The 25,689-nt window shown below is 68.6% G+C and carries 16 protein-coding genes; 4 read left to right on the forward strand and 12 right to left on the reverse strand.

Going from position 1 to position 25,689, the window contains the following annotated elements; translation table 11 throughout:
* Positions 1-795 precede the first annotated feature (795 nt).
* Complete coding sequence (locus IE185_RS28495) at positions 796-2,151, forward strand: ice-binding family protein (protein ID WP_138898144.1); 1,356 nt, start codon at positions 796-798, stop codon at positions 2,149-2,151.
* A gap of 208 nt (positions 2,152-2,359) precedes the next feature.
* On the opposite strand, the gene IE185_RS33355 is transcribed toward IE185_RS28495, so the two are convergent.
* Positions 2,360-2,512 carry a hypothetical protein gene (locus IE185_RS33355; RefSeq protein ID WP_211362600.1) on the reverse strand — a complete coding sequence of 51 codons (153 nt, stop codon included), beginning with the start codon at positions 2,510-2,512 and terminating at the stop codon, positions 2,360-2,362.
* Positions 2,513-3,234: 722 nt separating this feature from the next.
* On the opposite strand from IE185_RS33355, the gene IE185_RS28500 reads away from it, so the two are divergent.
* The gene (locus IE185_RS28500; RefSeq protein WP_138898145.1) at positions 3,235-3,654 is read left to right on the forward strand and encodes a CBS domain-containing protein; all 420 of its coding nucleotides are present in this window, start codon (positions 3,235-3,237) and stop codon (positions 3,652-3,654) included.
* Positions 3,651-4,100, forward strand: a complete 450-nt coding sequence (gene kilB / locus IE185_RS28505; RefSeq protein ID WP_500809327.1) for a plasmid transfer protein KilB — start codon at positions 3,651-3,653, stop codon at positions 4,098-4,100. Before IE185_RS28500 ends, kilB begins: the two co-directional genes overlap by 4 nt.
* A 594-nt stretch (positions 4,101-4,694) precedes the next feature.
* On the opposite strand, the gene IE185_RS28510 is transcribed toward kilB, so the two are convergent.
* Positions 4,695-4,991 (reverse strand): hypothetical protein, encoded by a 297-nt coding sequence (locus IE185_RS28510; RefSeq protein WP_170198388.1) that lies wholly within the window; start codon positions 4,989-4,991, stop codon positions 4,695-4,697.
* A gap of 1,432 nt (positions 4,992-6,423) precedes the next feature.
* Positions 6,424-6,573, reverse strand: coding sequence for a hypothetical protein (locus tag IE185_RS28515; RefSeq protein ID WP_170198284.1), 150 nt, complete (start codon positions 6,571-6,573; stop codon positions 6,424-6,426).
* 303 nt (positions 6,574-6,876) lie between these two features.
* Here IE185_RS28515 and IE185_RS28520 point away from each other — a divergent pair, with 303 nt between their 5' ends.
* Positions 6,877-7,746, forward strand: coding sequence for a helix-turn-helix domain-containing protein (locus IE185_RS28520; RefSeq protein ID WP_138894856.1), 870 nt, complete (start codon positions 6,877-6,879; stop codon positions 7,744-7,746).
* A 795-nt stretch (positions 7,747-8,541) separates the two neighbouring features.
* Here IE185_RS28520 and IE185_RS28525 read toward each other — a convergent pair.
* From IE185_RS28525 to IE185_RS28565, 9 genes are all read right to left on the reverse strand, one after another.
* Positions 8,542-10,092 (reverse strand): glycosyltransferase, encoded by a 1,551-nt coding sequence (locus IE185_RS28525; protein WP_308432830.1) that lies wholly within the window; start codon positions 10,090-10,092, stop codon positions 8,542-8,544.
* Positions 10,093-10,361: 269 nt separating this feature from the next.
* Positions 10,362-11,780: a glycosyl hydrolase family 28-related protein gene (locus tag IE185_RS28530; protein WP_170198282.1), complete on the reverse strand. Its 1,419-nt coding sequence runs from the start codon at positions 11,778-11,780 to the stop codon at positions 10,362-10,364.
* A 502-nt stretch (positions 11,781-12,282) separates the two neighbouring features.
* Complete coding sequence (locus IE185_RS28535) at positions 12,283-14,001, reverse strand: glycoside hydrolase family 13 protein (protein WP_138894853.1); 1,719 nt, start codon at positions 13,999-14,001, stop codon at positions 12,283-12,285.
* A gap of 160 nt (positions 14,002-14,161) precedes the next feature.
* Positions 14,162-14,881: a hypothetical protein gene (locus tag IE185_RS28540; RefSeq protein WP_138894852.1), complete on the reverse strand. Its 720-nt coding sequence runs from the start codon at positions 14,879-14,881 to the stop codon at positions 14,162-14,164.
* A 357-nt stretch (positions 14,882-15,238) separates the two neighbouring features.
* Positions 15,239-16,054: a hypothetical protein gene (locus IE185_RS28545; protein ID WP_211362553.1), complete on the reverse strand. Its 816-nt coding sequence runs from the start codon at positions 16,052-16,054 to the stop codon at positions 15,239-15,241.
* Between the two features lie 686 nt (positions 16,055-16,740).
* Complete coding sequence (locus IE185_RS28550) at positions 16,741-18,012, reverse strand: TIGR02679 family protein (RefSeq protein WP_138894851.1); 1,272 nt, start codon at positions 18,010-18,012, stop codon at positions 16,741-16,743.
* Entirely contained in the window at positions 18,009-22,256 is a 4,248-nt protein-coding gene (locus tag IE185_RS28555) for a TIGR02680 family protein (protein ID WP_138894850.1), read from the reverse strand. The genes IE185_RS28550 and IE185_RS28555 overlap by 4 nt, the downstream gene beginning before the upstream one ends.
* On the reverse strand, positions 22,253-23,581 hold the full coding sequence (locus IE185_RS28560) for a TIGR02678 family protein (RefSeq protein ID WP_138894849.1): 1,329 nt from the start codon (positions 23,579-23,581) through the stop codon (positions 22,253-22,255). The genes IE185_RS28555 and IE185_RS28560 overlap by 4 nt, the downstream gene beginning before the upstream one ends.
* Positions 23,578-25,293 (reverse strand): TIGR02677 family protein, encoded by a 1,716-nt coding sequence (locus IE185_RS28565; protein WP_138894848.1) that lies wholly within the window; start codon positions 25,291-25,293, stop codon positions 23,578-23,580. Before IE185_RS28565 ends, IE185_RS28560 begins: the two co-directional genes overlap by 4 nt.
* Positions 25,294-25,689: the final 396 nt, after the last annotated feature.

Genomic DNA, 25,689 nt, shown 5'->3' on the forward strand with positions numbered 1-25,689 from the left:
ACCACGCACTCTGACCAGCCCATTTCACCCACCAGCACAGGATGAAAGAGGCTCACTGGGACAAAACGCTCTTTAAGCACCGAGCTGGCACAGTAGGCGCCGATCCAGCCCCGCGTCACAATCCGCCATCGCTGACGGAAGGTTGCGTTTGGTGCGACACGACTCAGTCGCACGGGCAACGCATCTGAAGTAATTCGGGGTTTCTTGCTGGGTTAGCTCGACGGCGCCTGCCCGGTACCCGCCTGGTCATCCCGCGCGGTCGTGAGCGCCAAGCCGAAATCCGGAGTGGAAATGCCGCCACGAGGGCATGGGACCCGTTTGCGGCAGCAGCATGCAAGGTGGCGGCGTTCACCGTCCATTCTTTGCAACTTGCCTGCACATCCTCACCCTCGCCGGGTGAGCGAAAGCAATCGGACAGGGGCGGCCAGCACACCAGGGACATTCGGGGGACGGCGCTTCACTTCGCCACGCCCGTCCAGGCGAGTGCGTAGAAGCACCTGCTTGGCGGCGCTTTACAAGCACGGCTCGAGCGGACTGCTGAACAGCAGGCGATATTCCCTCATCCGGGGTAATAGTGCCCCGCATGTCGAGGGGCATGTCGGATGATAAATAATGTGAATGCACATACTTTCATTCTTCCCGGCGCCGTCGAATACTAATCATTCCCCTTACTGTCCTTGCTTACTGCTGGCGCGTGGATATTTCTGCGTAATATGCAGCGACACGTAAAGGCTTCCGGGCAATAGGTAGGGCCCGGTACGCCACCCCCCAGCCCCCAAAGGAAATGGCCTCTCGATGAAGCTGCAGTTCCCTCAAGCGGTTCGGCGCCGCGCATTGTCCGGCTGGCTGGCCTCGGCTCTCGCCGCGACGGTTGCCGCCGTGATGGTCGCCGTGACCCCGACAACGGCACTGGCGATCGCGACACCTGTACCTCTGGGCACCGCCGCCAGTTTCTCCGTTCTGGCAGGTTCGGAGGTCACCAACACCGGCCCCTCCGTGATCGACCACGACCTTGGGGTACACCCGGGCACAGCCATCAGCGGGTTTCCCCCCGGCATCGTGCTGGGCGCCGTGCATTCCGCGGACGCTGTCGCACTACAGGCCAAGTCCGATCTGGTCCAGGCGTACAACAACGCGGCCGGTCAGGCCACGGACTTCGCGCTTCCGGCGGGCATCGGCAATGGCAACACACTGCTTCCGGGCGTCCACACCGCTGTCTCCGGTGTCGGACTCAACGGCGACTTGATTCTGGACGCCGGGGGAGACCCCAACGCCGTCTGGGTGTTCCAGATCCCGGAAGCCCTGACGACAGCATCCTCCAGCCGGGTGCTTCTCACGAACGGCGCCTCGGCGTGCAACGTATACTGGCAGATTGGGAGTTCGGCCACGCTCGGAACCAGCTCCACCTTCGTCGGCACGATCATGGCTCTGACATCTATCAGCGTGACCACGGGGACGAACATCGAGGGCCGTGCACTGGCCCGTAACGGTGCCGTGACGCTCGACACCAATCGGATCTTCCTCGGCGGGTGCGCGACCACCACCGGTGGAACGACGTCTGGTACGACGTCCGGTACGACCGCTGGCACGACCACCGGAACCACGGCTGGCCCGACCGCCGGTACGACGTCCGGTACGACCGCTGGTACGACCACCGGAACCACGGCTGGCCCGACCACCGGCACGACTGCCGGCGCGACCACCGGTGGCAGCACCGGTGGCCTGATCAGTGGAGGAGTCCTGGGCGGACCCGTCCTCGACGGCCCCATCGTCGGCATCGTGGGCGGAAGTACCTCGGGGAGCATTTCCGGCAACACCGCGGGGAACACGCAGGGCAACACCTCTGGCATCACGCAGGGCAGTACCTCCGGGAACACTGCCGGGAATACCGCCGGGAACACCACCGGCGGGAACACGCAGGGCAACATCGCCGGAAACACCACCGGCGGGCACGGCGGCAAGCCTGGCAAGCCGGGCCACCACGACAAGCCGGGCGGGCCCGGCCATCACGACGGCAAGCCGGGCGGGCCGGAACACGGTGACAAGCCTGGCCACGGGCATGAGGAAGGGCCCGGGAAGCCCGGCCACGGCTACGAGGACGACGTCTACAGCTACGGCTACGGCAACAAGCCCGCAAGCCACAAGGGCTAGCCAGCACACTGCCGTAAGCCCGCTCATCGACTGATGGTGCACGGCGGAACCTTCATCGAACCCGCCGTGCACCATCGGTGGCAGCCAGAAAGATGTCAGGCGCGAGTGGCTGAAATGGGAAAGACAAGGTGGCCGGTGTCGAGCGCGATGAGACCAGCGGACGTGAAGGAACGCCAGCAGTCCGATACGGGCCCGCCTCGCAGGAACATCATCGTCGTCTCGGTGAACACTTCAGGTCCTCAACGGCACCGCGCGCCAGGTCCACGTCGCCGACCTCGCGGTGATCGTGATGAACGGCCGCGTGACCGAGCCCGCCGCGGCCTTCGCCGAGCAGCGATACCTCCATGTGGTCGACCGCCACACCCTTGCCGTATGGGCGTCCGGCTCACGCACTCTGTGGGACGCTGTCCGGGTCGTCCCGCCGGGAATCCCTCTTCCCGACCCTGGTCGTTTCTGAGCTGGTCGCCGAGAGCAGTGCTGACACCGCCATCGATCGAGGCACCTGGCGTCACCCGCTGCGGTTCGTACGGCTGCGCCTGGACATCCGCGGTGGCCGACGTGCCGCCGTTCGGGGAAGGCACACAGTTCTTCAGCGGGTGAACGTCGGCTTGTGTGACACGGCGGTCCGCGGCCCTATGCGATGGCTTGAGAACTCTTGGGGATGGATGCGGGCGCCCTGCGTGAGACCATCCGATGCCCATAGGGGATACGTCCAACTGCGGCGCGACCCGCTTGTGGCGGACAGGAAAGAACCTGGCCTTGCTCGAAAAGCCCGCGCGGGACAAGAGCCCAGACCAGGCGCCGTTTGGCCCTGAGGGAGACGGTCAGTTTCCTCGTGACCAGGCCGGTGGTACCAGGCACCCGGGGCCCCCTTCTGCTGGTGGCACAGCCCGGGAGGTTCAGCACGCACTGCCCGGCCCCCATTTCCTGCTGATCCGGGCGGCGTGGAAGGCTCGACGCCCTGGGCCATCCGGTGGGCAACCCGCCCGCACCGTGTAGTGGCTCACGGCGTTCGGGTATCCCCATGCCGGGGCAAGGCCACAAGGGCGGCCCTACGGTTTTCGGCAGAAAGGCTTCATCGCCATGGCCCAGCAGGTCCGCGAAATCATGACCAGTGCCCCCGTGACGGTCGCCCCGGACACGTCGGTCGTCGACGTCGCCCGCCGTATGCGCGAGGAGAACATCGGCGCCGTCCTGGTCGTCGAAGGCGACCGGCTCAAGGGCCTGGTCACCGACCGCGATCTGGTTGTCCGGGTGCTTGCTGAAGGTGCTGAAGCCGCCACCAGGACGGTGGAGCAGGCGTGCAGCGCTGACCTGGTCGCGGTCGGCCCGGACGACGAGGTGGACCGGGCGGTTGAGCTGATGCGCGAGCATGCCGTGCGCCGCCTGCCGGTCGTCGAAGACGGCCGCGCGGTCGGCATCATCGCCCTGGCCGACCTGGCCATGGAACGGGACCCCGGCTCCGCGCTGGGCGACATCAGCGTCGCCGAACCCAACGACTGAGCCCCCGGCCACGCGCACTTCGGCCAGACGCGCACCGCTCGGCGATGTTCCATCGGGAGCGTCTGGCCCTGACCGAGGCAGGCACCGAGCACCAGCTGAAGGTTCAGACGAGGTCCCACGACACCCGGGCGGCAATCACCGCGCCCCCTATCCGCCTTCAGGTCCTGGTCCCCGAGCTGGCCGGCCCCGCCCAGCAGGCCGCAGATGCCACGTACGCGCTGCGCAAGGCCATCGACCGGAACGAGCTGGACACCCGGCGGCATGCGGCCAAGGAAGCATCCGTCGCCTTCATCGCCGCGGCTGCCACGCTGCTGAGCCCCCACAACCGCTGGCTGAGGGCGACCACTGCCAGCGTCCTGGCCGTCCGGTCGGGCCAGTCAATATCCCATCATGAGGTTCGCATGAGTCAGTTCGGCCGGGCGGGTTCTGTGTGGGGTGGAGGGTAGGGCCACCGGAGCTCCGCCGGTGTGGGCATGAGTGGCACGGTGCCCGGGGTTTTGCGGTGTTCGGAGAAGCAGGCGGCTCGCCGACTTTACGGCCGTAAAACTCACCGGGTCCTGGGCGGAGTTCTGCGAGCCGCATCAACACTCCAGGATCGGTCTCGGGCAATTGGACAGGAATGATTTCGGGGGGTTGGTCCGAGCAAGCCTCTCGCTGTCATCGGGCTGGTGCGCAGGAACTGTGTGGTGGTCACCGCGCTGAGGGGGAGGAACGCCGGCAGCTGGCAACCGGGAGTTCGGCGTCTTTTCTTTGCCTGTGACCGAAGTGCGTGTAATGCGTTGTTCTCGGGGGTGCTCGCATTGTCCATCCCTCGAGGGTGCGGCCCCCCGGGGTCCTGGCCAACGCCCGGTCCAGGGCCCCCGGTCTTCGTTTCTGAGCGCTTGGGCGCTGGCGCGGCTGAACACAACGTCTGTTCACGCGAGACGCCCGGCTGGGAGTTCCCAGCCGGGCGTCTCGGTGAACGGCTTGCGGCCCATCAGCTCAACGGGTATCGCCCGTTTCCGGCTTGCCGGCGAGCGCTGGTAGGCGTCTTGCCGTGGTTAGAGAAGGCCGAGGTCGAGGTCGACGCCCGGTCCGGTCTCGGCGTGGGCGTCGTTCCTGGCCAGGGTGTCCTCGCCGCTGCAGATCTGCTGGACCGCGACCGTGGTCGCCGGGCCGCTGCCGAGGATGGTGATGGGCCCGGTCGCGACGTTGATCAGGCCGAGCTGGAACGTGTCCTGACTGACGTCTGACCGCTGCTCGCACACGACCACGTTGCCGTCCTTGCCGTGGTGCCGGCCGTCCGGGTGGCCGTAGCCGTCACCGTCGCCGGCCGCGGCGACACCGGCCCCGAGCATGCTGAAACTCCCGAGCATGGCAGCTACCAGGGCAGCATTGCGAAGCTTGCGCACAACATCTCCACTTCCGTCAGATTCGACATAATTGGGTGGTACCAGACGAACCAGCATGCTAGGTCATGTTTGCGCTGTTTTATGTGCAACGCGCCGTGGTGTCTCCTCGCTATGGAGGGGCCGGGCGGCCGCAGCTGTGACGGGATGGCCGACGTCGGCCCTCTGGCCTTGCGAAGCCGCCGATCAAGCCAAGGGGATCGGTTGTTGAAGGGGGGTGGGGCGTGGGCGCACGCCTGATGTGAGTGGACAAGGCATGCCCCCGGGGACTGGCCATAGGCGGCGGCCGGCCCCCGGTTGTGCTGCCCTACAGACCGCCGGACCGCTGATGCTGCACTGCACTAGGCCGCGTGTGCCCGGTCGGCTTGGATGAGGGGCGCCAGGTGCTGATTGAGTAACCGGCCCCGCTCCTTCTTCTGCCAACCCGCGCTGGGCCGGGCGGCGATGCCGCCCTGTATCCGCATTTGGTGGATATGGGGGGCCGGGGTGTCGAGGCGACTTGGCTGGGCGCGGGTGGGGCGTACGAAGGGCCGGTGAGCCGGCCCGGGTAGGCGAAGCGCCTGGGTCGGCCACGTTCGTGTGGGTGATGGTGGCGGCGGAGCTGAGCTGAACCGGGCACACCCTTGACAGCCCAGGTGATGCTGTAGCTGCCTGGGCTGCAAGAGTGCCCTTTTCGGGCTGCTGTTACCGGGGCGGCGGCGCTGCGGCCACCACGATGGCCAAGCTGCCGCAGCTCTTCGAGGGCTGGGAAACGGAAAGCGATGCGGGCCAAAGAGGGTGTCCGCATTCCGTAGACTCTGGCGCTGCCGGTCGTGAACGCCGCGCCCCCGGGCTGGGCGCGTTGGGTGGGGGCCCCGGGCCAGGCGCGGATCGGGACCTCCGGAGCGAGCCATCCGATTCCGTGAATGTGTACGCGTCCGCCAGGCTCAACTGCGCCGGTGAACTTCTGGTCACGCACCCAGTGGAGTGAAAGGCGGTGTGCCGGGCGCGGGATACCCCGATCGGACCTGGCGCATACGTTGAATGGTGTGGCCCGGGTCCTCCCTCCCCCCGGGTTCGGGCTATGCGCTGCCGGGCCTGATTGGTCTGAGTTCGGCCCGGCAGCCCCCGACCCCCACGCTGAGGAACGCCGAAAGCGGCGATTTCTCCGCTGTGCTGGGTCAGGATGTTGCTGCGCTTGGGTGAGCGGAGTTGGCCTCTCCTGGCGCCCGCGATGCCGTAGAAGCTTGGGCAACGTCAGTGTCCGCATCTCTGCACGCCATGGCTGCTCGTCTCAACTCAAGTGCCGATCGAGTTGAGTACGCCGGATATTCTCCCGGTGTGAAGATCATGGTGGGGGGCCTCGCGGTCGGCGTGGGATTCGGGGCGGTTACCTCGCTCGTCAAGCGTTGTCGTCGCCGTACGAGGAGCTCGGTGCCCCGCTCGCGGGCATCGTCTGGGCGAAGGCTGCCAAGGTCCTCAGCCTGCTGATGGACGCCGGCTGGTCCTGGGCGCGGCGGTCGCCGGTGAGGGCGTAGCGGCGTACGTCCACGACCTCACCGGCCGTTTCGCCTCGCCATCCGGGGCGCCTGGCGTCACCTGCTGGGCTTCGTGAGGCTGTGCCTGGGTGTCGCGGTGGCCGATGTGCCGCTGTTCGGAGACGACACGCAGTGCTCCAGTGAGTGACGATCCCGCTTCCATTGAGACGCCCGACATGTTCCGTCTGGGGCAATTGCCGGGGTAATGGTCCGTTTCGGTTGCCCCTTACGCGACGGCACGGCGCGCGATCAACAACCGTTGTTTCATGGCAACGTTCTGGTTTACGAGCTGACTCGGAGCCGGAGGTGCACCGCGCGTGGTGGCGAGCAGTAATCCCACCGTCAGGAAGCGTCGCCTGGGAGCGGAGCTGCGCCGGCTCCGGGAGGCCAGTGGGTTGAAGAGCACGGAGGTGGCGGAGCGGCTCATGGTCTCCCAGCCCAAGATCAGTCACCTGGAGAACGGCCGCCGCAGCATCAGTCCCCGTGACGTGCGCGATCTGTGCGTGATCTATGGAGTGGCGGACCAGGAGGTCGTCGACTCGCTGATGCGGATGGCCAGGGAATGCGCACAGCCGGGCTGGTGGAATGTCTACGGCGACATCCCCCAGAGCGTCTACATCGGCCTGGAGGCGGACGCCGCGGCCATCCATGCCTACGAGCCCCTAATGATCCCCGGCTTGCTGCAGACCCCCGCCTATGCCCATGCCGTCATCGGGGAAACGATTCCCCGGCTCACGGCCGCACAGGCCGCCACGCGACTTAGGGTGCGGCTGCGCCGCCAGTACCGGATCTACGATCCGGCCCGTCCGTTGCGTTTGTGGGTTGTCCTGGATGAATCGGCCTTGCGCCGGCCCGTCGGCGGGCCGGACGTCATGCGCGAACAGCTGGAGCACCTGAACGCGATGAGCGCCGAGCCGCACATCACGGTGCAGGTTCTGCCGTACACGGTGGGAGCCCATCCGGGCCTCTCGGGACAGTTCTCCATCCTGGGGTTCGCCGAAAGCCCCGAGGCGGTGGTGTACGTGGAGCGGTTCACCAGCGATCTCTACCTGGAGAGACCATCCGACGTGCGGCACTACAGCGTGATGTACGACCACCTCCAGGCCCAGGCCCTCGACCCTTACAGCAGCCGCGGCTTCATCGCCGACGCCACCAAGGCGTACATCAACGCGGCGAGCCGGCCCTGATGCTTTCTGTAGAGCCACCGCCGTCGCGGCCGGGCCTTCCCGGACCCGGTGGGCAAGCGTGGCGCCGAACTTCTGTACCGGGTGGGTGATCTGAAGCGGTGGGCCGGCAGCTGGCCCCGCGTCGCCGTCGGCACCGCCGAGCTGTCGTAGAGCCACCCACACGGAGGGCCCCCGGGGGATCTGCCATGACATCCAGGGGCCCGTGTATGGAGGCTTCCTGCCAACGAGGCAGCCGCCCTGGCGTCACGGCGCCTGCCTGTCTTCTGACGGCGATCCGTGCACACCGGCCTGGAGAACGCCCGGTCCATCAGGCACATCACCATGGGAAGGCAGCACCGCACCGTGTCGCAGACGACCACGCTGCTGCTGTGCTGCTGCGCCTGACCGGCCCCGGCATCCGCGAGCAGCTCGAGGCGTTGCCCGCCTCCGTGGTCCTGATCGGCCTCGGCGCCATCAGAGGGTGCCGAGGCCAGCCGGACCACCCTGACCATGGGCTCCCTCATGGGGTGAAGACTGCTGGGGGTGGTGGAGGAAGGGAATGTCGCTGAGGGTGAGGCCGGTCGCCGGCCGGCCATGGTGCAGCGCCTTCTGGGTGGGCGCGCCGGACGGATAGCCGCCGACCGCGCTCGCGCGATCGGCCCCCGCCCCTTCACCCGGCGTGCCCTGACCGCTTCCGCGCAGTGAGTCACACCTTTGGCTGGCTGTCCCACCCGGCGGCAGGCGAGTTCTCCGCGGATGGGCGGCAGCAGTTGCCCCACAGGTTTTCGCCAGGGGCGGCTGTGTTTCCGTGACCGGTCAGTCGTGGGTGCGGGAGCTGGTTGCTGCCGATGTTGATGCCCCTGGTTGGCGCCAGGGTGGGATCTCGTCGTGCTTCGGCTCTCCGCTGGGCAGGGACAGCAGCAGTCCGAGGGGGTACAGGCGGCTGAGGCGTACGACGGCTGCGGCGACACCGCACAGCACGAAGACAGCGATCAGGTGCCAGGCGATGCCGAGCGCGATGCAGGCGAATGCCAGGCCCATGGCGCAGGCCAGCTGGAAGACCAGACCGCAGGTGGTGACCAGCAGCTTGCGGAGGCGTTTCTTGCGGGCGCGTGTTTGTTCCCAGGTGGCGTCGGAGCGGGTCAGGATGTCGATGAGGGCTTTGGCGTAGACCACGTTGAGGAATTGGTCGAAGAGTACTTCCGGCACGATCGCAACGGCGAGCAGCAGGGCCTTCCATCCGCCGCGCTTGGCTGCCCAGATGCGTTCGAAGGCCGCGATGGCGGTGATCGCGACCCAGAACCACGGCACTCCGGGGAACCCCTTGGTGACGGTGTAGTACAGCAGGACGGTGAGGAAGAAGGGGACGAAGGCCACGCTCAGATAGGTGAGTGCCTGTCGGCATATGTAGGGCAGCGTGACGCGGGTGAGGCCGTAGGCCCTGAGGTTGTCCAGGGCGCCGCGCTGCCACCGCAGCCGCTGGTAGTAGAGCCGGGACCAGGTGGGCATGAGTTCGGTGCCCACGATGCAGGCGCACGGGGACACACAGCGGTATCCGAGCTGTTTGAGCGCGAGGGTCAGTTCGTTGTCCTCGGTCAGCGACTCCACGTCGTAGACGTCGTCTCCCCTCGGCAGGGTGCTCTCTGCCCGGGCTCGCTGGATCTGACGCAGGGCCTTGGCCGGGTAGAGGGAGGCTGTGCCGGTCAGGACATCGGCGCGGCCGCGGCGGCGGTGGAGTTCACGTGCGTAGCGCACGTACTCGTTGTCCTGGAGGTGGCAGACCAGACCGTGCAGGGGGTAGCCGAAGAAGACGGCGCCCACGCCCCCTATGGGCGGGAGGCCGGGTTCTTGCTCGTGCAGGCGGCGAGCTGCCCTGGCGATGAACGCGGAGGACAATGAGGTGTCGGAGTCCATGACCATGACTGCGTCGTCGTCGGACAGCCGCGGCAGCAATTCGTCCAGGACCTGGTTGAGCGCACCGGCCTTGGCTTGCGTGTTCCCGACCGATTCGACGACCCGCGCGCCGTGGGCCGTGCTGATCTGAGCGGTGCGGTCGGTGCACCGGTCGGCGACGACGATGACCTCGTCCGCGGGTCTGGTCTGTGCCGCGAGCGACTGGAGGGTTTCGGCGATGAGCGCTTCTTCGTTGTGCGCGGGCACCAGCACGACGATCCGTCCCGGACCGGCACGGCGAAGGTCGGGTACGTGTCCGGGCCGGGTCAGTCCCTTGGAGGTCAGATCTCTGCGCTGACGTACGAAGGCAGGCCCCCACGCCGCTTTGCGCGTCTCCCCCCGCGTCGGCCGGCCCACAAATGACACCTCGACTTCCGGTAGCGCCCATCGGCCAGGCGGACTACCGTGACGCACCCTGCGGCAGGAGGATCGAGTTCCTGCTCCTGAATGGCGCCGGGTTGCCTGAGCGATGGCGACAGCGGCAGCGAGCTTCCAGCGTCGATGCTGCGGCTGTCCGGCGCGCCGCGGCAGCTGTCGAAGCCCGCTGCTCTGCTCCAGGTGGCCTGATCGGCCCGCCGCCCGGGCCCATTGCCGGGAAACGACGGCGGTGCCCTACAGCCGATTCTCCTCGGCCAGGGCCGCCCGGCAAGTGGATCACTGCGGTCAAGCCTTGTCCCTGCCGGTCAGAAGCCCTTGACGAAGTCGAGTACGTACCATTTGTTCGTGGTGGCGTTGTAGATCGCGGTGAGGAAGTCCCGTTTGTTGGCCGTCGTGGTGAGGGTGACGGTGGGGATGGTGGTGCCCCGGACGAAGGCCGAACTGAGGGTGAGGGTGCGGTTTCCGGTGGCGTCCTGGATGAGTTCCCAGGTGATGCGTTGGCCGTTGGTGGGGTTGGTTGGTGTGCCCAGGGTTCTGTTGCCCTGGAGGGTGACGCGGAAGAGGTTGCCGAGGGCCGCGTTGGTGGCGATGGTGGGGGCGTCGGTGAGTGTGACGGGGGCAGGGTTGACCTTGGCGTCGACGTAGTCCTTGCGCGTCAGATGGTCGGCCGAGGTCGGCGCGGTGCCGGAGGAGACGGTGCCCTCGTAGTAGGCGGAGTCCGCGCCGTAGACGAACCCGGTGGCGACGGTGCCGCCGGCGGTGTCGTTGATGATGTTGGTGTTGCCCGCAAGCGACAGGGGTTTCACGTTGCTGCAGTCGCCGAGGGTGGCCGAGCAGCCGGAGTCGACTTTGATCGAGTTGACCGCCGTGCCGGTGGGGGTGTTCTCGGCGAATCCGAGGATGCTGACCGCTCGGGCGCCGCCGGTGACCCAGATGCTGACGTTGGGGCTGTTGTAGGTGAAGGGGTTGAACAGGCCCACGCCGATCGCCGCGTTGATCTTCCAGCTGTAGCCGTCGTATCCGGTGCCGCGGTTGACCGCGGATTCGGCGCCGCATCCGGTGAAGCTGATGCCCTGGCTTCCGATGCCGGTCACCTCGTAGCCGATGCCGCAGTGATCCGCGGCGCAGCCGACGAAGGAACAGTAGGCCATCGTGTCGAGACGGAAGCCGGCGTTGGTGACGATGTCGGCGTAGCAGGAGATGAACGAGCAACTCGTCCCGGCCGCACCTCCGGAAACGCCGTGAATGTCCCAGCCGTGATTGCCGTTGTTGGCCGACGTCACTCCGGTGAACGTGGACACGATCGGATTGGACAGCTCGATCCCGGTGTTGCCGAAGAACTTCACCGTCATCCGCGAAAACGTCAGCGAGACGGTCGCGGGGTTCGCCGATCGCGTCAGCAGGATCCCCTTACCGCTGCCGCTGCCCGGCCCCTGGACGGTGAGATCCTGGATGGTCAGCCTCGTGATGTCCGAGCCGGTGAGGCCGTTGGCCGTGGTGCTGCTCTGCGCGATCACCGACGAGCCGTCGCTGACGCCTTGGAGTATCAGGTTGGAGCGAGCCACCAACGCGGAGGAGATTTTGTAGGTGCCCGCCGGGAAAACGACAGTTCCGCCGGAGGAAGGCACCGCATTGATCGCGGATTGGATTGCGGTGGTGTCATCGGTGACGCCATTGGCGGTCGCACCGTAGTCCAGGACATTGAACCAGTAACTGGTGGCCATGATGATCTCCGTCGCTTGCATCGTCGACGTGGGGCGCTGATCTGGGAGCAGCGGAACACCGGATCCGGTAGCCGGCCCTGAGAAGAGGCGATCAGGGCGAGCGCAACCGAGATTCGAGGAGGTTGGCCCCGGCGGAGCAGCCCGTTCCCCGGGAACGGGCTCCGTGACCGGCTGCTCAGGGACAGGGGAGGGCACGGTTGCCGACCCGCCCTCTGATTACGCTACGGATGCGACTGATTACGCCATGCCAGCATAGCGGCTCCGGAACGACCCGTGAAGTACTCACATGTTCCTACATATGTCTTTCGGTCTGATGACCGATGATGCGGTGTCGCGTGATCGATGATGCGGTGTCGCGTTCGGCATGGCCCGGCGGTCAGTTCGAACGTCCTGGCCGCAGGGCCGTCGCAGGGCGATCTGGATGGCACCGGCCTGCATCACGCTCGTGTGGTTGGCACTTCCCGCCGAGGAGCCCGGCCCAAGCGGTGGGAGCGCGCGCGTGTCATCGGGTGAGCCAAACGGCCGCGTCGCCGGGCAAGCGTCCGTTTTCCAAGGGAACGCTGCTCAGGAGCACACCGTCGTGGTCTGGAAGCCGAAGGGCGTCAGGGCGGAAGTTCACGATGCACTGGAAACCGGGGGAACGGGTGAAGGACAGCACGCCGGAGCCAGCGGCAGGGTCCCACTCCAATGACCCGGTGCCCAGGGCCGGGTGAAGCCTGCGGATGTGCAACGCCCGCCGGTACAGCTCCAGCATCGACCGCTCGTCACCCTGCTGCACCTGCACGGTCAGACGCCTCCACTCCTGCGGCTGGGGCAGCCACGGAACTGTTCCGGCGTGGTCGGGGCTGAAACCGAAGGGCGGGGTGTCGCCGGACCAGGGCATCGGCACACGGCAGCCCTCGCGGCCGCGGTATGTGTGTCCCGAGCGCTGCCAGATGGGGTCCTGCAGCACCTCATCAGGCAGGTCCTCCACCTCCCACAGGCCAAGTTCCTCGCCCTGGTAGAGATAGGCGCAACCCGGAAGAGCCAGCGTGAGCAGAGCAGCCGCCCGCGCCCGACGCGTGCCCAGATCCAGGTCGAACGGACCGGCAAGAACATGATCGGCGAGATCGTGCACCGGGCCGTCGGACTGCGGCCGCCCGTAACGGGTGAGGTGGCGCACGACGTCATGGTTGGAAAGAACCCAGGTCGCCGGCGCGCTGACGGCGCCCGTCGTCGTCAGGGAGCTGTCGATCGCAGTGCGCATGTGCGCCGCGCGCCACGGGGTCGTCAGGTAGTCGAAGTTGAAGGCGGTGTGCAGTTCCCCAGGCCGGACGTAGCGGGAGAGGCATTCTGGATTGCGCGCGCACGCCTCGGCGACGAACACGCGGGGCTCGGCATAGGAATCGGCCACCGCGCGCCAGTCACGGAACAGTTCGTGGACCCCCTCACGGTCCCAGTGGGGATGGCCTGGATGGGCGGCCGATCCGATGAGTTCGATGTCTGCCGGACCCAGGTCCGGCAGACCTGGGGCCTTGCTCATGGCGTGCGCGACGTCGATGCGGATCCCGTCGACGCCGTGATCGAACCAGAACCTGAGGACCGACTCGAATTCCCGGCGAACCTCGGCATTGTTCCAGTTGAGGTCGGGCTGCTCAGGCGCGAACAGATGCAGGTACCACTCTCCGGCCATGCCGTCGGGTTCGACGACCCGGGTCCACGCCGAACCGCCGAAAACGCTCCGCCAGTTGTTGGGCGGCAGGCCACCATCCGGCCCGCGGCCCGGCCTGAAGATGTAACGGCCCCGCTCGACGCAGCCGGGACCACCGGCCAGCGCCTCCCCGAACCAGGGGTGCTGCGAGGAGGTGTGATTGGGCACCAGGTCGATCAGGATGCGCAGTCCCAGAGTGTGGATCTCCTCAATCAGCGCGCGGGCCTCAGGCAGGCTCCCGAACGTAGGATCGATGGCCCGGTAGTCGCTGACGTCGTAACCTCCGTCGGCCATCGGAGAGGGATACCAGGGATTGATCCACACGGCGTCCACACCCAGCTCGGACAGATAGGGCAGGCGTCGGCGCAGCCCGGCGAGGTCCCCGACGCCATCGCCGTTTCCGTCAGCGAAACTACGCAGGTACACCTGGTAGCAGACTGCCTCACGCCACCACTCGACAGCCCCGCGGCGGGCACCGTCCCGGCGCTGTGACGTCTCCCGGGGCAGATCCGGATCGTGGCGATTGGTCATGCGGCGGCCAACGCCGGCAGGCCACCCCGAGTGGGGCCAGTGGAGATCAAGACCACCAACGCCAACCTCCACCATCCCGGCGGACAGGGATCATCACACGCACACAGATTAGTCGTCACCACGGCCAGTACAACGCAGGTCACCGCGTGAGGACACTTGCTTACCGCACCCTGGCCCCCACCCGCGACGACAAGGCAAAGGACGGCCCGCCGACGCGGAGCGGTCGGGTATCCGATGCCGCCCTGCGTGCCGGCCTCACCGCTCGAGGCGTAGTGGCAGCAAGGCAGGCGGCGACCATCTCGTCGACCAGGCGCCGTACCGCGCTCGTGTCAGCGGGATGCCGCTGGGTGTAAGTCAGTGCCCGCTCCAGGGCACCGCCGCCGTCACTCCCGCGCGTGTCGTCGGCGCCGGTGGGGAGCGGTTCGCGGCGGAGCTCGTCGACGGCCTGGCCCACGATGGCACGGACCGCCGGCCACTGGACCTGTCCGGCCTGGGCGGCTGCGGTGAGCCGCTCGGTGACCAGGGTGGTGAGTTCGTCGAGCCGGCCGTGGACCTCGCGCAGCGCCCGCTGCGACAGCCCCAGATCCACCAGGGCGGCCGTATCGGTGTCTCCCGCGGGTGACACCTCGGTCAGGACGCCGGCGGCGCCGATCGCCCGGCTCAGTCCTTCGGAGGTTTCCGCGATGTCGATCAGCCGGTACGCCTGCGCCCGACTGATCCCCAGCTCCACCTGCGCGTACTCACCCCACCCGCTGTGCCCCAGCGCCACCCACACCCGCGCCCGGTGCGCGCCGCGCACCCGCTGCGCCAGCACCACGGCCGCCCGCCGCGCCTCACCGATCCCCGCACGCAGCTGCTCGGTCAGCCGTTCCGCGTCCAACCGGCCGACCGGCTCCTTTCCCGCACCCTGACCCTGCTCGTCCGAGGAAGCCACAGGGGAGGCACTGGGGCAAGATCTTCTCCCAGTCTTCTCCCACGGCCGCAGCAGCCCGCTTGGACTCGCGGTAGTCTCTGGTCGACTCGCCGTGGCAGCCTCAGGCTGCCAGTACGCGCATGGCCTACACGGATCCGTCCGGATGTACCGAGACGGGGCCTCCCCACTTGGCGTCCCAGTTGTCGCGGGGCCAGGTGTCTCGCCGCGCGTAGACCTCGCTGCGGTACTGCTGCACGCGGCCCTCTGTGAGGTGCTGGAAGAGGTCCTCGGAGACCCCGGAAAACGCCTCTACATGTGTTCTGTTCAGCCGGAAGACGTGGTCTGTGCCCACGAATGGAATGCCAAGAACCTCCTGTCGAGCGTCTTGGACGCTACCGGCCCCGCGTGAGCGAATACCATGAAGTGGCGCTGCCCCTGTCGCTTGGTCAGGTACTGGACGGTTGCCTCGCCGTCGCCGGCGAAGGCGGTCAGCCCAGCAGCGGCTGTGCGTGCGAGGACGCGCTGGAACCGTTCGTAGCGTTCCGGCTGAACGTGGAAGCCAGGCTCGGGTTGCGGGGTGTTGCCGCCCTCAGGTGGTGGCTGGATGCCTGGGTAGATGTTTTGGTCCTCGATCTGGTGGTCTAGGTTCCTGTCGATCGAGCCCGTGGACTCGCTCAACCAACCGCCGCTTTCGTCGGAGTGCAGGGCGTGGATAGTGAGCGGTCCTTCTATCGGAAGCTCCGTGCTGAACAGCAGGCTTGGCGTTTCGTTCCCCTGTCCGATATGCACTGCCTCCACGTGCGCTGAGGCTGAAGCGAGCTGGTCATGTGACGTGGCAGCGTTGCTGTGGTTGCCCTTGCAGTCGATCGGGAAGACTCGTGACGGCTTTCCCGGCTTCCATACCTCGGCGAAGAACCGCGGACGGTACCGGTAGCCCGATCGAGGGCCTTTGTCCCGGCTGGTCAGGGCCCAGCCCGCCCGCAGGGCTGTGTCCGCAGGGACGATGGAAACGAAGTTCTGTGGGTAGCGTCGGCTCAAGACCTGCTTGGCCAGGGTCAGGGCGAAGCCGATGCCAAGTTCCCCGGACTGGAGCGCCTTGTAGTGGTCTGCCGTTTCGCGCCCCTCGGTGGATAACCTCATGTAGGCGTCCGAACCTCCGCTCAGGGCTTGGCTGTATTTCAAGCTCCCCCAATGCTCAGCGAGGCCACGTCCTGCCCCTCGCCGCGCAAGAGCTATGGACCGGCCGAGTGTGTGAAGCATCTCCCAAGGAGCCAGCTGAGCGTGGACGCAGCAGCAGCGGAGGATGACAAGAAGCGCAGCGAGAAGGAACTCGACGGTCGGTCTGAGTAGAGGGAGCAGGTTGAAGCCAACAACAGAGGTACTGAGGGATCTCGCGCAGTCGTCAAACGTCGCGTTCCATTCAAGCCCGGCACTGGTGGGCACCGAGCGCTACAGGTGACCTCGCAAGCTAGGAGGCGAACCAAGGGCGCGCGCAAGCGCGCAAGTGCGCATGGGCGCATGGAGAGGCGGCGTCTGCGGCCTCTTGGTGCGTAACGCAGACTCCGCGTCGCACTGCTCACAGCGCGGCAGCCCTACGTATTACTGCGCGAGGTCCTTAGCTCGCGGCATCACGGAGACCTCTTCGTCCCGAATGAGGTGCGGTCGGGATCGGCACCGCGCCGTTTGGTGTTTTGCCTGGTCAGAGCGTTGGGATGGGGTGGCCTCGGTTGGTGTCGAAGGGGTTTGGGGAGCGGGTCGGCTCCCAAACGGCTCCCAGGAATCGGCAGCGCAAGCGGGACCGGGCCAGGCCGGCCACTCCGTCTCCCCTACAGAGGGGCCGATAGATCGTCCACCAGGAGGTCAAGCGTCGCCTCCTCATGGAGCGCCACCCCGAGCGCTGCCATGGCAGGGGCGAGACCCGCGTCCCAGACCGCGCTGACGGGCTGACCGACCAGCGGCAGCTGAGGGATTCCCTCGGCCTGGCTACGAGTGGCCAGGTGCTCGTAATCTTCGGCACCCATGCGCCATGGCTGGGCGCCGTAACGGCGCATGATCCGGTTCGCCAGAGCGATGCCCGGCCAGTCGAAGTCGCCGTGGTAAGCGAAGTGGCAGCCGGTGGAGGCGAGGGTGTCGAGAAGGGTGAGGACCACCGTCGCGGCGCTGCCGGATGTGCAGACAAGGGTTTGGGAACAGCCCGCGTCCGCTGCGGCCTCCACCACACGTGGGTTCTCGCAGATGTGGACGACGGTTTCGGCGGGCAGGTGAAGCCGCACGTCGAGCAGGTCCCGGGATGTCAGGTGGGTCTCGGCACGGTGATTGGCCCGCTCCCGCAGTGACCTCGCACGCCAGTCCTCGCCGAGGGGCCGGAGGCCGTACGTCAGCACGGTGCTGGAGACTTCGTCCGGCGTGACCGAGACCAGCCGCCACAGCGCCCGCCGGCCGGCCGCGTCGCCGGGAAGGTCCGTGCCGTGGGCCAGGGCGATGCCGCGCTGGACGAGGCGGGCGAGCCAGGTGCCGTCGTCCAGACCGTGCGCCGAACCCGTTGCCGACGTGGCCAGCTCGCCGCGGCCCCGTGTGCCAGTGCGTTTTGGATCGAGCAGCACGGTGAGTACCTGGACCGCTTGCTGAAGCGTCCGTGCTGCTGCTTCCGGTGTCACGCCTTTCGGGACACCGGTGCGGCGCAGCACGTCCGACCACCGAGTTGTCCACTCCTGCCCGGCGAGCGGGGAGGCAGCGAGCGACGCGGCTAGCGATGCCCAGACGTGCTGTCGCTGTGCGGCGTTCTCCTCGCGGGCCGCGCGACGATCAGTGAGCGGGGGACCGAGTTCCTCCAGGACCTGCCTGAGCCCGAGCCCCGCAGCCGAGGTCCGCAGGCGTTCGTCGAGCGCGTCGAGCCTCACGGTCACAGCCGTACCCGTGAGGGGCTTGCCCAGCAGGAGTGACAGGTCGTTCCGTTCCTGGGTGCTCACCGCTGTCAGCCGGAGGGAGCCGGTGGACTGCACCCCGTTGCTCTCCAGGCGTTTACGCGCGCCACTCCAGAGCCGCGCGAGAGCGGGACCTGCCAGCCAGTCGCGCGTGGCGGGCGGAAGGGCGCTCATACCGACGCCAGCCGCCGGTGGCGACCGTTCCACGTGTAGTGCAACGTGGCCACTCCGCGTACATGAGGGTCGCGCAGGCACTCGTAGATGTGCAAGGACGGGACCTCGGCCCAATTGCCCATCAGACGCTCGCTCGTGAGAACGAAGTCGAGATCCAGATCGACCAGGATGCGGCCCAGGCGTCCGTGCGTGGGTTCGTCGACCTTGGCGAAGGCGTCGTCCAGGAGGATCAGCCGCGGCGCGTGCGGGGCCGAGTCGGCGAGGCTGGTGAAGTGGGCGGCAGCGGCGGCGAAGAGCACGAGGTACGAGAGCACGCGCTGCTCTCCCTGGCTCAGGCCGGTGCGGCCGGTCAGCTTCCTTCTGCGCCCGGGGGCGGCGTCCTCGACCACGAAGGTGTGGAAGGTGAACCAGGCACGGTAGTCCAGCGCGGTGCGGAGGTGGGCGGTGTAGCCGGCCGACGGATCGGCGCGGCGGGCGTCCTCGATGCGGCGTTGCAGTACGTCGCGGAGCTGCTCGGTCTGCTCGCGCGTCCGGAGGCTCGACGGGCTGCGCAGCAGTTCGACGGCCACCCGCACGTCGGCGTCCACGTCCTCGTCGAGCTTCCAGAGCAGTTCCACTCCCAGGCCGTGCGAGGTCCGTACGGTCTTCAGCGTGTCGTTGAGGGCCGCGACCAGGTTGGCCGCCGTGATGACCTGCGCGGAGAGGTGGTCGCCGAGCTCGCCGGTCAGGAAGCGCTGGAACACGTCGCTCTCGCGTTCGGTGAGCCGCCCTCTCGCCTCCGTGGCCTCCACGGCGATCCGCTCGCCCACGACCGCGACGTCGTGCGAACCGTGGTCGTCGAGCAGGCGGCACACCTTGATGCCGTCGCGCTCGTCGAGCTGCGCGTCGTAGCCGCCCGCCAGTTGATCGCGCAGAGTTGTGTGCCGATTGAGAAGGAGGCCGTCCGATACCTCGTCCTGGGTATGGCCGAGACCCTGATCCACAGCCTCCGCCAGCGCACGCAGCGCGCGCAGGCGATCGCGTACGTCGGAACCGGGGTCGTCCGGTGCCTGGTCGGGGAGGGACGTACGGTCCAGCCCCGCTCCGTTGACGACCTCCGGACGGCTGAGAGCACCGCGCAGAGCGCGGCCGGTCTCGATCACGGCCGCCTCCTGGTCCGCCAGTTCCTCGCGTAGACGTTCCTCCTTCTCCTCCGCCCGCACACGTTGGTCGCGCAGTCCGTCATGGGCACGCTCAGTCGCCGGGATGGCGCCCACGGCGCTCGCGATACGGTCCTTGGCTGCCCGTTCGTCAGCGAGGATCTTCTCCTCGGACGATCCGACGGCGGCCTCCCGGGTCCGGAGATCCTGCTGGGCGGTGAGTAGTTGCCGGTGGCGAAGCCGGTAGCCCTCTTCCGCCTCCGTGCGTTTCTCGCGGGCTTGCGCGTACCGCCGGTCGTCCGCCTGACTTCCTCCGAGCCGGGCGACCATACCGTTGACCGCCCTGCGCAGGTGACCGACGCCGGTGAGCAGGGAGGCCAGCGCAGTGCGTACGCGGTCCAGTGCGACGGCGTCGGTGGGCAGGTCATGGGCGGTCGCGGTGGCGTTGGCCTCGGAGCGCGTCGAGACGGCCAGAGCGCGGGCCTCCTCTGCTTGGCGCGCCGCATCGACGGCCTTGGCGGCAAGTGCCCGCGACGTCCTCTCCTCCGAAGCATGCGTGTTCCAGGCATCGGAGAGCCGCTGCGCCCGAGGGAAGTCGCGTTCCGCGAGCGTGAGGGCCCGTCGCCGGGAATCGGCTGCGGCGAGTTCGGTGCGGGCCCCGGCCAGCCGCCGTTCCGTCTGCCTGAGCCGGTCTTCCAGCTCGGCCAGGGCGCGTCGCCGGGTCTCGGCCCGCACCGCTGCGCCCACGTACTCGGCGACGCTCTTGTGGTGCTGCCCTCGGAGGGCTCCCAGCCGCCAGCTTCCGTCGAAGTGGACCGTGCTCGCGGCAGTGGTCCCCGAGGCCTGTGCGAGCACGATGGCTGACAGCAGGTGCTCCACCTGCTCGGATGTGATGCCACTCTCCGGCTGCGCGACCGGGCACAGGGCTGAGGCGAGAGTCTGCGCCACCGGCAGCGGTTCGTGGGCCGGGGCCGCATGGAGAAGGGTGTCCCCGGTGAGCGGGTCGAGAAGGGCACCGCCCGTGCCCACCCACGCGTCGAGGATTCCGCTTGCCTCCAGTGCCGCCTCCAGACCGGCCCGTTCGGCGGAGGTCAGGTGCTCGGCGAAGTCCACCAACCGGTAGAAGGGTGTGCCGTCGGCCGGGTTCCTTGCCGCGCTGCGGTGGTAGGGGGCCGGAGGCTCGGGGTCCGTACGCCGCTCCCAGGCCCGCCTCTCCTCGGTCAGGCGGTCGATCTCCTCGCCGATTCGGCTGACGCCGAGCGCCAGGGTGTCGCGGTGCCGGGTGAGGGCGTCCGCGTAGGGCTCCAGAGCCGCGTGTGCCGTCTGCCGCGCGTGGGTGTCGATGCCGACCGGGAGCGTGCGGGAGGAGAACGGCGCGTCTGAGTCGGCCGTGCAGGTCACTTCCGCGAGGACGGCATCCAACGGCGGGCACTCAGGCCCCGCTGCGGTCCGTGTCTCCCGCACCCATACGGCGACGCTGCCGGCGTACCCCCGGCTCTCCTCCGTGACCTTCTGACGGCTGACTTCGAGACGGTCAGCGGCCTCCTCCGCCTCGCCCTCCAGCCGTTCCCGCTCCCCGTCGGCCCGCACCGCGCTGCTACGCGCCCCGTCGGCCCGCGAGGAGAGGCGGGCCACCTCCTGGACCATCCGCTGCCGGTTCCGTACGACGGTCTCGGCGGCTCCCAGCTGCCCCTGCCAGGACCGCAGCCCGGCCTCCGTCGTCGCCGTGTCCACGCGCACCACCGGTCGGTGCCGTACGGTCTGCGGTTCCCCGTCCGGGCTGGTCAGCTCCGTCTGTGTCGACGGGGAATGGACCGTACGCGGCAGGGCGACCGCGTCGCCGAGATGTCCGGCGGGAAGCCCCGCCCTCTCCGCCTGGACCAGCAGTTCCCGGTGCTCGGTGGCCAGTTCGGTGAGTCGGGCGCCCACGTCCTCGACGCCCTCCTCCAGCCGCTCGGCCGCGCTCTCCTCCGCTTCGTGCGCGCCGCGCAACGCGGCGAAGGCGGTCATGGCCGTGGTGTGCAGGGCCTCCACCGTGCTGCGGCGCTCCGACAGCTCGCGCAGGCTGCGGTAGGCGTGGCTGTCGTGCAGAGCGGCAAGTTCCGTCCGGGCGGACTCCTCCTCCTCGCGGAGGATTCTCAGCCCCTCCTCCGATTCCTTCTCGCGCTCCTTCAGGGCGCTCGTGTGCTGCGCGGCGTCCCCGGCGTTCCGGCGGCGCTCGGAGAGGGTGTCCAGTTCCCGGCTCACGTCCCGGGCCGAGGAGCGCAGGACCCCGGCGAGGTAGCGGCGGTAGTCGGCGAGGAAGGTGCGCAGGGCCGCGTCGGTACGTTCCAGGCGCCCCAGTTCAGCCCGCACGGTGTCCAGATCGTGGAGGTTGCGCGCTACCTTCTCGATCACGTCCTCGTCGAGTCCGGGCAGGGTCTCCCTCAGCAGTACGGCCAGACCGCCGTGCTCGATGCGGTCCCCGACGGTCGGGCGGCGCAGCCGGTGCAGGAGCTGGGTGAGGTTGCGGTAGCGCGTCGCGTCCGTGATCCCGAAGAGGTCCCGGGCCACGCGGGCACGGTGCTCGACCGCTCGGTCCGTCGTGTTGCCGGAGCCGACGATCTCCTTGAGCCGGTCGACGGCAAGGGGTTTGCCTGCCTCGACCAGGTGCAGGCCCTCGCCGACGCGCAGCGGGGTGACGAAGAAGGTCGGCACTGCCTTCTGCGCCGACTTCGAGGCACGGACAGCGGCGCCGAGCGTCAGATAGCGGTGGTCGCCGGCCTCGTCCGTCCCCCGGAACTCCACCCACAGATAGCCGAGGCGGTTGGTCTGCTCGAAGCCGTCCAGCATCAGCCAGGCGAGCGTCGTCCGCCCGGTGCCGGTGGCATCGAGGGCCCGGGAGTCGCCGTCCAGGAGGTACGGGAGCAGCATCTCCAGGGCCTTGGACTTGCCCGCCCCGTTCTTGCCGCGCAGCAGCAGCCGCCCGTCACCGAAGGCGAACTCCTGCTCGTCGTACTGCCAGACGTTCTGGATGCCCGCCCGGTGCAGCCGGAAGCGGGTGCTCGACGTCGGCGCGTGACCTGCACGCGGAAGCGGAACGAGACCACGGGCATCGGCGGTCATAGCGGCAACTCCTGCTGTGCAGCGGTGGAATCGGGCCGCCCGCCGGCTGTCCGCACGGTGACGCGGGTGGCGTATCGGGCTGCCGAGGCGAGCAGGACCCAGCCCTCGCCGCCACTGGGCCTGGCCGCACGGACGTCGGTGACCTGGCGGCCTTCCGGCAGCTCTCCGGCGTACTCCTCCGGCAACCCCTCGCCCTCGGATCGAAGCGGGCCGGCAGGGCCGATCAAGCGCATACGGGAGAGCAGGTCCAGCACGGCTTCGCGCAGGGCATCAGGGTCTTCGAGGTAACCGCGCTGCCAGTTACTGCGCTGCCCGTACTCGGCGACCAGCTCGGCCAGCAGCTCATCCACCACACCGTCCGGAACGGCGACCCCGACGACGAGGACGCCTCCGGTCGCGGGATGTCCGGGCTCGGCCGGGCGGAGCCGCTCCACCAGTCGTTCCACCAGCAGCAACGCGGCCTGGGCGACGGTCCCCGTCCCGGGCAGGTGTAGATCGGTCAGCTCCTCCTCGGGGTCAACCAGGGCCACTCCCTCGGCCCGGATCTCCGTCTCCAGGCCCAGGAGTTCGAGGAACGCCTGCGCCTCCCGGCGCTGGCGGGTGCGGAGCCAGTCGCGTTCGGTGTCGGTCAGTTCGTCGAGATGGACGACAGGGGTCTCGACGAGCATCCGGCGCACGTAGGTACGAGGCCCTCCGAACCCCGGGTCCGCCGCCCGCCGGACCAGGTCGGCGCCGTCCCGCGACAGGGCGAGCGGTCCGGCCACGATGACGCGGGCGAGCTCCCGGTCGACCGTGATCAGCGCCTCTCCGTCGTCCTCCTGGGCGATGACGCCCACGTGGCCGTGGGTCTCGACCAGGACGCCCCACTCGACGAGCTGCCGCAGAGCCGCGACCAGCGTGCGCTTCCCGGCCGCCCGGCCGGTCTCCTCCAGCTCGACGTCCGCGTCGGCCGCCGCGGCCCGGATGTCGGCGACGAGCTGCGACAGCAGCATCTGCTCTGGCGCGGTGACCAGCACCGACAGAGCCAGCGCCAGGCAGGCGTAGGTATGCGGGGTGAAGGCTGTGCCGGTGGATCGCACGAGCCGGTGCCCCGACCGGGCTCCGAGCCCGGCCTTGAACAGCCGGGCGTAGGAGCTGTCGACCAGGAGGCGGTAGCCGAGCACCTGCTGGAAGCGCCCGCTCAGCCAGTCGGCGTGCCTCCGGACGAGGGGGAAAAGATCGGCGTGCGGGCCGTCCGACGTGACCAGTGGGTGGGCGAGCAACAGCCTTGCCGCAGTGCGGCGTTCGGTTGCCAGAGCCACGTCATGGGCGGAGGGAAGCGTCACGACACGCTCATCTCCACCCCTTCGGCGTGCGCGCCGCGCGACCGCGGGAGAGGCGCTTCGCTCCCCGTCGGCTCCACTTCACCCGCCCCACCGTCCGCCGTGACAGCCGTCCTGTGGACGACCAGCTCCAGGTCGTCCAGCACCAGGTCCCCATCGGCCGAGCGGAGAAGCGTGCGCGCCCCCGCCGTACGGTGCACGGTGAGCCGGACGCCAAGATCGGCGTCCTCACTCCACGCCGCGTCCAGACCGAAGCCCGGCACCTTCTCCGCGCCCGCCTCGGCGCGTCGCCTGAGCTGCGCGTTCCCGAGCGCCGTGGCCAGCAGTTCCAGGAGCAGGCTGAGCGCCGCCGAAGTGAGCCGTACGCCGTCGAAACGGCCGGACGCGCTGCACAGCTCGTCTGCCGCCGCACTTCTGTCCGCGGCCCGCTGACGCGCCGCCTCCCGCAGCCGTTCCTTCTGCGCGGAATGGTCCTCCACCGATGCCGTCCGGCCTCGCTGGGCGCGGCTGCCCCTCTCGCGCAGCGCGACCGGCACCTCGACCACCGGGCCGGTCCACCAGCTGGTGTAGGCGGGCACCACCTCATCGGCGGTGGGCGGTATGCCCAGGTGGCGAGCGCCGTACAGGCCGAAGGCGGCGACGGCGATGTCGTGCGCGTCCTGAGGCGCGGCTTCGTCGAACCACCGGGCCAGCCGCAGCAGGTCCCGGCGCCGCGACATCTCCCCGGTGGCCGAGCGCAGCATCCGCTTTGCGTTGGCCAGCAGCGACTGGAGGGCCCGCAGGGTGGCGTCGCGCAGCTGGTCGACCTGGCTGCCCTGCCCATCGGTGTCCCGGAACCAGCCGCGCAGCCCCTCCCAGTCCGCGAGCTCGCGACCCCGGCTGCGCTGTACGCGGTTCTCCGCGCGGCCCCCGCTCTGCGCCGGCAGCCCGGCGAGCCCTTGGGCGTGGGTGTCCAGCCGGTCCAGCAGGGCCGGGAGGTGGGGCCAGAGCGCGTCCAAGGCTGCCGAGATGCGGGGGGCGCGGAAGGACACGTCCTCCGTGATTGCCTCGACGTAGTCCAGGAGGAGTTCCTTGAAGCCCTGGTACTCGACGCTGTCCAGGTCGTACCGGGCGAGCACCTGGCCGAGGTAGGCGTAGAAGTCCCGGACGGAGTCCGCGAACCCGGCGAACTGCACGAACAACGTGCTGACCCGCTCCAGCCCGTCCTGCGGGGCGAGTCCGCCCGGCGCGGCGACCAGCTCGGCCAGCTCCCGGAGCCCCCGCTCGACCAGGGCGAGCAGTTCGTTGCTCACCTCACGGGCGGCGTCGGCCTCGGCCAGCACCCCGTCGGCGTCCCGCTGGACGCGCTCGCCCAGCCGCGACAGCTGGTAGCGAGCGCGGGAACGCTGGTACTCGGTGATGCTGGACGCCTTCACGGTGTGACTGCCGCGCAGCAGGTTTCCCCACTTCACCAACTGCTCCAGCCGCCCCGTGAGTGTGTCGGCGTCGAGTCCGGCGGCAGACCCGCCGGACTCACGCAGCTTGGCCATGACATCGGGGACGGCCAGGTCAGCCAGGAGCGTCCCGCAGAAGACCCGCATGATCGCGAGGTACTCCAGCCGCTCCGGCGCACTGAGGTACGCGTATGCGTCCAGGCGGCGGCGCGTTTCGTCGGCGTTGGGTGCCGAAGGCGCGTAGCCGGATTCCGGCTGCGTGCCAGGCGCGGGTTCCTCCATGTCTGCGAGGTTACGTGGAGGACCCGGCAGAGGATGCGGGGTGGCCGAAATTGGTTTAGGAGGCTGCTACGGGGTGGCTCGGCTCGCGTTCGCCATCCTGCTGGGCGGCGTGAACGTGCCTGTGCTGCTCCTTGCATTCGTTTCTCCGTGGCCGATTCGCTGCTCTCACGTGGTCACCGAGGCCGTGCGAGGGAGACAGACGAGTTCACGGCCCGTCATCCAGGCTTCTCCGACAGCAACGACCCCTGGACGCCGCTCAGAAAGACTCGCCCATGGCGCCCATCGAATCCGGCGACGACTCGAACTGGATCTACGCGGAGCATCCCGGCAGTCATCACCCAGTCGGTACGGGCGTGCTCCTCGCCCTTGATGGAGTGCTGGCCGTGTCAGGGAGGC

This window comes from Streptomyces chryseus (genome assembly GCF_014650755.1).
GTDB lineage: Bacteria > Actinomycetota > Actinomycetes > Streptomycetales > Streptomycetaceae > Streptomyces > Streptomyces chryseus.

What these genes read in the sequence shown, in the direction of transcription:
- IE185_RS28495 (WP_138898144.1), top strand. Translation starts at nt 796, where the DNA reads ATGAAGCTGCAGTTCCCTCAAGCGGTTCGGCGCCGCGCATTGTCCGGC.
- IE185_RS28500 (WP_138898145.1), top strand. Translation starts at nt 3,235, where the DNA reads ATGGCCCAGCAGGTCCGCGAAATCATGACCAGTGCCCCCGTGACGGTC.
- IE185_RS28510 (WP_170198388.1), bottom strand. Translation starts at nt 4,991, where the DNA reads ATGCTCGGGGCCGGTGTCGCCGCGGCCGGCGACGGTGACGGCTACGGC.
- IE185_RS28530 (WP_170198282.1), bottom strand. Translation starts at nt 11,780, where the DNA reads ATGGCCACCAGTTACTGGTTCAATGTCCTGGACTACGGTGCGACCGCC.
- IE185_RS28535 (WP_138894853.1), bottom strand. Translation starts at nt 14,001, where the DNA reads ATGACCAATCGCCACGATCCGGATCTGCCCCGGGAGACGTCACAGCGC.
- IE185_RS28545 (WP_211362553.1), bottom strand. Translation starts at nt 16,054, where the DNA reads ATGAGGTTATCCACCGAGGGGCGCGAAACGGCAGACCACTACAAGGCG.
- IE185_RS28550 (WP_138894851.1), bottom strand. Translation starts at nt 18,012, where the DNA reads ATGAGCGCCCTTCCGCCCGCCACGCGCGACTGGCTGGCAGGTCCCGCT.
- IE185_RS28555 (WP_138894850.1), bottom strand. Translation starts at nt 22,256, where the DNA reads ATGACCGCCGATGCCCGTGGTCTCGTTCCGCTTCCGCGTGCAGGTCAC.
- IE185_RS28565 (WP_138894848.1), bottom strand. Translation starts at nt 25,293, where the DNA reads ATGGAGGAACCCGCGCCTGGCACGCAGCCGGAATCCGGCTACGCGCCT.